Below are 4,182 nucleotides of genomic sequence, written 5' to 3'. Positions count from 1 at the left end.
AGACAGGAACTTGATCGTATGTGTAGAGCTCGATAGTTCGACCAGCTGACGCCAGTTCCCTCAAACGCGCGATGGACAGCCGTATGCCAGCGGCGAACGATTCCGACGACTCGCCGATTTCGTTCGCTCGATACGCGGCGGCATCCGAGTCGGGGTCCAACAGCAAGACCCGTAGTCGAGCCTCAGGCGATATGAGTTCACGCAAGAGTGAGTCGTTCAATCCGAGCAGCCCCAGACCACGAACAGCCATGACATCTACGGTGTCTGCCACCTTCGCGAGCGCACGGATCTCCTCCGCCGCATCGGCCTGCGACGGGTAGGTGATGGTGATTTCAGCGAGATCGGTCAGCATCACACGGTTGCTCTCGATCGGAGCCAACCCCAACGCAATTCGCGCGTTGTCGGGCATCCTCAGCCCGTCCGCAAGCCTCTCGAAAGAACCGAGGCTGGTCACCCGTCGACGCCGGTTGATGAGCTCGTTGACACGACCTTGGGACATCTCCAAAGCGGTTGCAAGCCGCTGCTGACTGGCTCCCGTGTGCTGCTGGACAAACCGCAGAAGGCTTGCAACATCTCGATTGCGCAGAACTTGCAGCACGTCTTGGCGTTCCCAGACAGGGGCCGGAACGACAAGTGGCGCAAAGGATTGTCCGAGCATCGGCACACCCCTCCAGCGCCTCGGCAAAGCTGCATGGCCTATCTCACCGTGAGATTAGCAGACTGGCCGGTGAGATCACCACCATGTGATCGAAACCGCGCTGCCTCTTTGGCTTACTTGACTGGTGTTGGTCGATACGGACATCAGGAATGAACGCCATTATGCCGAATCCACAACAGCCACAAAGAATTCCGTTCAATCGCGCACCCGCGAAATACATCGGTGCGCCAGCCGATGTGGTCGAACTCTTCGCCACTGCTATCGGCGTATGGAGAGACCAGAACGGCCCGTCGAATCCTTCTGGTGCCGGGGTGCAGGGTCCCCCGGCACCGGGAGCACCATCGCGAGGAGCAATGATGCGACGCGATAGGTTGCGGACCACTCAATCGCCGGATGGCCGGAAAGTTGCCGTCTGGCGGCTGGTCAGTAATGAGGCCCGAATTCTGCGTATCCAGAATCGAGCCGACGCCTCCACTGCCGCTCGGTGGCCCAGCAACGAATGGCTTCCAGCCGCTGCGCCCGGCACGGTGCTATTCGACAACGCGGCGCCACCGGATCTCGCAGCCGCACGCGAGGCATTTCCAGGGCATCTCGATCTGTGGGACGCGGTTCGCGACGACTACTGGGCCGCGCTGCTGAATGTGTCAAATCTCCCCGCTCCGTCGGAAGCGTGAATGAGATGTCCGAAATCAACCCGCCCCGGTACCACGACGTCGCCCCGTCGGTTCGAGCGCTGCTTGCGATCTTCAATGAAGACAGCCTCCGCAAGCTTGCACTGGCTCCCCTGAATAGTCAGCCGATAGTCCACCTGGCTGATGGAGCATTGTGTGAGGTCGACGAGAACGGGTGGATCGACGCATTCGATGACGGGGGTTGACTTCCCAGAAGCTGGCGCCGACATCGCTCGCCGTGTACCCGCACCATGACCTCAGGCTGGGTGAGTCGCCGGTGTGTGTGCCGGTTGGAACGCGCCGGAGGTGTGCGACTGCTCGGCCCTGATCACGTGCGTCACCGCATTGATCAGCGCCAGATGGGTGAAGGCCTGCGGGAAGTTGCCCAGATGACGTCCACTGCGCGAATCGATCTCCTCGGCATAGAGCCGCAGCGGACTCGCATAGCCGAGCAGCCGTTCACACAGATGCCTGGCCCGCTGCAGTTCGCCGATCTCCACCAGTGCGGAGACCAGCCAGAACGAGCAGATGGTGAAGGTGCCCTCCGCGCCGGTCAATCCGTCATCGGTGGTTTCGGTCCGGTAGCGCAGCACCAGACCGTTCTCGGTGAGCCGGTCGGCGATCGAGAGCACGGTGGCGCGCACCCGATGGTCGGTGGGCGGCAGGAAGCGGTTCAGCACCACCAGCAGCAGTGACGCGTCCAGGGTGTCGCCGCCGTACGTCTGGGTGAAGACACCGTCGGCATTCACGCCGTTGGTGAGGATATCGGCCTTGATCTGGTCGGCGATGGCGTACCACTCGGTGGCCCGCTCGTATTCGCCGTGCAGTTCGGCCAGCTTCGCACCGCGGTCCAGCGCCACCCAGCACATCACCTTCGACGAGGTGAAATGCTGTGGCTCACCACGCACTTCCCAGATGCCGCGGTCGGGCTCCTGCCAGCGTGCGATGGTCGCCTCGACCTGGCGCTCCAGCAGCGGCCACAGCGACTCCGGAACCTGTTGGCGGGATTTCACGTGCAGGTACACCGCGTCGAGCATGGTGCCCCAGATATCGTGCTGGTCCTGGTTGTACGCGCCGTTGCCGATGCGCACGGGTTTGGCGCCGTCGTAGCCGGTCAGGTTGTCGAGTGTGGTCTCGGTGAGGTCGCGTTCACCGCCGATGCCGTAGAGCACCTGCAGCGGAACGGGTTCGCCGTTGTCACCGGTGGTGGCGTCGTTGAGGAAGGCGAAGAAGTCGTTGGCCTCACGGTCCAGACCGAGGGTGTACAGACCCCAGAGTGCGAAGCTGGAATCGCGTACCCAGGTATAGCGGTAGTCCCAATTGCGTTGTCCGCCAGGGGTTTCCGGCAGTGAGGTGGTGGCGGCGGCCATCAGCGCACCGGTCGGCGCGTAGGTGAGTCCCTTCAGCGTCAGCGCACTGCGCTGGAGGTAGTTGCGCCACGGATGATCCGGGAAATCGCCGAGAGTGATCCACTGCCGCCAGCATTCGGTGGTCTGCCACATCTTCTGCGCCGCCTCTTCGAAGGTGCGCGGTGCGGGCAGCTCCGACCAGGTCAGCGCGACGAACACCTCGTCGCCCTCCTTCATCCTGGTCCGGGCGCGGGCCTCGCGGCCCTCGAGTCCGAGCCGCAGGTCGGTGGTCAGCACCAGCGTCGGGCCCGCACTCGGATCGGTGGTGCGCACCGCGGTGGCCTCCTCGTACACCTTACCGGTGTACTCCCAGCGGGCCGGGGCACGATGGTAATCGAAGGCGGGTTCGCAGCTCATCTCCAGTTCGACCGTGCCGTTCACGCACTTCACCGTGCGCAGCAGGACGTGCTCGGCATCCCAGTCCATCGGCGTACGGCGGTGCGTCTTGCTGCGCTGATCGTTGTTGTGCCAGGGACCGAGCACCAGCGCGTCGCGCACGATCAGCCAGCCGGTCTCGGACTGCCAGGTGGTCTCCAGGATCATGCCGCCGGGCAGATACCGCCGCGCCGCGGGCACATTGACCCCGTACGGGCCGATCCGGAAATGACCGGCACTGCGATCGAGCATCGCGCCGAAGATGCTCGGCGAATCGGGCCGCGGCACGCACATCCACTCGACGCCGCCATTGCTGGCGATCAGACAGCTGGTCTCACAGTCGGATAGGAATGCGTAATCGTCGATCGGCGGATAGCTGGCATGCTGACGCACGTCACTCAGCTGACTGAGCACGGGCAGGTCGGCAGGTTCTTCTACGGTCAGATCATCGGAAGACGCCATACCTCATCTTCGGTCCGTCTGCCCGTGTCGTCCACCGAGGGCGCCGAAACCCGGCCACCACGCGGCCCGACGGCGCGGCGAATTCAACACGGCTAGGCTGGTGCCGTGCATCAGATTGCAGGGTGGTGGGACGGCTTCGAGCTGTGGGTCGCGGGATTGCCGTTTATCCCGCAGTTCATCGTGGTATTGGTCGGCATGGTTCCGGTCAGCTTCGCCATCGCCTACCTGCTGGACCGACTGCTTCGGGTCTCGCTGCAACTGCTCGGCCGTAATCGCGCGTCCTCGACGACGCTCACCGCCGAGGACATCGTGGGCCCCGAACCCGCCCTGATGCCCGAGCCGATCGCACCGCCGGTGGCGGTGCGCGAGACCGCGCAGAGCGGGGCGCGTTGATGCCGCGTTCCCGCGTTCAGCTCGCCTTGATCGCCCTGCTCGTGCTCGTGGTCATCGCCTGGCTCGTCACCCGGTAGCCGAGTCGTCCGCACCGGTCGTCGACTTCTTTGCCGATCTTGTGGCGGGCTCGCCGACCTCAGCCCCTCACGAAGCCCGTCGCGCTCTGGATTGCGTACGGTCGATGCGGCCACGCTGCAATCTGCTCACGCAGGCC

4 protein-coding genes are annotated in these 4,182 nt (G+C 64.0%); 2 read left to right on the top strand and 2 right to left on the bottom strand.

Features of this window, described 5'->3' with window-relative positions; all coding sequences use genetic code 11:
* Positions 1–658, bottom strand: a 658-nt coding sequence (locus NP3_RS48815; protein WP_157125013.1) for a helix-turn-helix domain-containing protein, incomplete at its 3' end; no start/stop codon positions are given.
* Between the two features lie 356 nt (positions 659–1,014).
* Between NP3_RS48815 and NP3_RS48810 the strand changes: the two genes are divergently transcribed.
* Positions 1,015–1,332 carry a hypothetical protein gene (locus NP3_RS48810; RefSeq protein ID WP_157125012.1) on the top strand — a complete coding sequence of 106 codons (318 nt, stop codon included), beginning with the start codon at positions 1,015–1,017 and terminating at the stop codon, positions 1,330–1,332.
* Positions 1,333–1,586: 254 nt separating this feature from the next.
* Here the strand turns inward: NP3_RS48810 and NP3_RS45790 are convergent, their stop codons facing one another.
* The gene (locus tag NP3_RS45790; protein WP_084509710.1) at positions 1,587–3,575 is read right to left on the bottom strand and encodes a glycoside hydrolase family 15 protein; all 1,989 of its coding nucleotides are present in this window, start codon (positions 3,573–3,575) and stop codon (positions 1,587–1,589) included.
* 105 nt (positions 3,576–3,680) lie between these two features.
* Between NP3_RS45790 and NP3_RS45785 the strand changes: the two genes are divergently transcribed.
* Positions 3,681–3,968, top strand: coding sequence for a hypothetical protein (locus tag NP3_RS45785; protein ID WP_063047945.1), 288 nt, complete (start codon positions 3,681–3,683; stop codon positions 3,966–3,968).
* Positions 3,969–4,182 lie beyond the last annotated feature (214 nt).

It is taken from the genome of Nocardia pseudovaccinii NBRC 100343, from assembly GCF_001613225.1.
Taxonomy (GTDB): Bacteria; Actinomycetota; Actinomycetes; order Mycobacteriales; family Mycobacteriaceae; genus Nocardia; species Nocardia pseudovaccinii.
The sequence above is the reverse complement of the archived record's forward strand: the minus strand, read 5'-3'. Positions and strand labels throughout refer to the sequence as shown.

Bases quoted from the DNA above. Each gene is read 5' to 3' on its own strand.
- NP3_RS48810 (WP_157125012.1), top strand. From the start codon at position 1,015: ATGCGACGCGATAGGTTGCGGACCACTCAATCGCCGGATGGCCGGAAA.
- NP3_RS45790 (WP_084509710.1), bottom strand. From the start codon at position 3,575: ATGGCGTCTTCCGATGATCTGACCGTAGAAGAACCTGCCGACCTGCCC.